General features: G+C 40.3%; 1 protein-coding gene. It reads left to right on the top strand.

Features of this window, described 5'->3' with window-relative positions:
- Window positions 1-300: 300 nt before the first annotated feature.
- The gene (locus OCV96_RS19365; RefSeq protein ID WP_022204360.1) at window positions 301-1,572 is read left to right on the top strand and encodes an IS110 family RNA-guided transposase; all 1,272 of its coding nucleotides are present in this window, start codon (window positions 301-303) and stop codon (window positions 1,570-1,572) included.
- The last annotated feature ends 89 nt before the right edge of the window (window positions 1,573-1,661 follow it).

Here is a 1,661-nt window from a genome sequence, read left to right as displayed (position 1 = left end):
TCATAGTTTTTGTCATTCCTTTCGCTTCGCTCAAGGCACAAACAAGTTATGAAAAATGTTGTGCCCCTCCACTCTTTGATTTATAATTCTTTCAAGGAATAGCAATACACTACAGAGCACGGAAGGAGAAGTGGCGAATTTATTTCGACCCCGTATAGTTATATGTGCCGTCATCCTTACAAGCACAAACAAGTGGGACATTGAGCCCGGACTCTTATCATTGGTAATAAACCATGTTTATTCAGTCGCAGGATGACAGTCAATGTTGCTATTCCCTTTTTATTAAGGTGGTGATACTTAATGATGAAGTTAAAATACTCCATCTGCTGTGGACTTGATGTCCACAAAAATGTTATCGTTGCAACCATCGTAACTACCAATAAGGACGGCATATCCGAATATCTGCAAAAATCTTTTTCAACCATCAACTCAGATATTCAAAGGTTTCACAACTGGCTTATCGAGAATAATTGCTATCATGTTTGTATGGAATCCACCGGAAAGTATTGGATTCCTATTTTTAATTATCTCGAAAATGACATTGATGTCTGCCTTACACATCCGAAGTATGTCAAAGCCATTAAAGGCAAGAAAACGGACAAAAAGGATTCTAAATGGATTGCCGACCTCTACAAATTTGATCTTGTCAGATGTTCCTTTATTCCTCCAAAAGATTTTCGTCAGCTTAGGGAACTTTCCAGATACCGTTTCAAGCTGGTCTGCATGAAGTCTTCCGAGAAGAATCGCATCCAGAACTGTATGACCATTTCCAATGTCGGCATTGCCAGTGTTCTTTCTGATCCTTTTGGCAAGACAGCAACTGAAATCATCTCTTATCTATTGGAGCATACTGCCGATTCCATGGATGAAAAAGCTGTCCGCAAACTCATAAAGAAAGGGGCTAAATCCAAGTCTGATGAAATCATCGAAGCCATCAAAGGCTACACTATTGAAACAGATCAGGCTAAAAAACTAGAGCTTGCCCGGGGGCATCTGGAATATCTCGATGATATGATTACCCAGACCGAAGTGGAACTCTATGTCCGCATCAAGCCTTATTACGAGTTCGTGGAGTTTGTCAGTACCATGCCCGGCATGACAGAGTTAAGTTCCACGATTGTTCTTGCAGAAACAGGCGTTGATATGGATATTTTTGATGATGCAAAACATCTGTGTTCCTGGTGCGGACTTTCTCCTGCCAACAATGAATCCGCTGGTAAGAAAAAGTCTGTCCGCATTGCCAAAGCAGGCGATTACCTGAAACCAATGATGGTTCAATGTGCCCTTGCTGCAATTAAGAGCAAAAAGCAGCCTTATTTTGCAATCAAATATGGTCGAATCAAAAAGCGACGTGGACACAAAAAGGCAATCATTGCCATTGCAAGAATGATGATGGTCTGTATTTACCACATGGTTTCAGAAAAGAAGCCCTTTACCCCTACTGACTATGAGGAATTGATGGACCCTCAGAATCATGTAGAGAGTGTCGTCTTGAATGAGAACAATGTGTTTGCTTACCTTGAAAGCCTTGGTTACGACAGCTCTAAGTTAGTGAAACGCAACGATAACTAACATTTTTTCTGCTTTCTATACTTGTAAAAACAGGGTTTTATGAACCCTTATATAAGTGCGCCCAAAAATCTACTTTATTTTTCACTCTT

The organism is Waltera acetigignens, assembly GCF_025567015.1.
Lineage (GTDB): Bacteria > Bacillota > Clostridia > Lachnospirales > Lachnospiraceae > Acetatifactor > Acetatifactor acetigignens.
The sequence above is the reverse complement of the archived record's forward strand: the minus strand, read 5'-3'. Positions and strand labels throughout refer to the sequence as shown.

Excerpts from the sequence above, each read along its gene's own strand:
- OCV96_RS19365 (WP_022204360.1), top strand. The coding sequence starts at position 301 with ATGATGAAGTTAAAATACTCCATCTGCTGTGGACTTGATGTCCACAAA.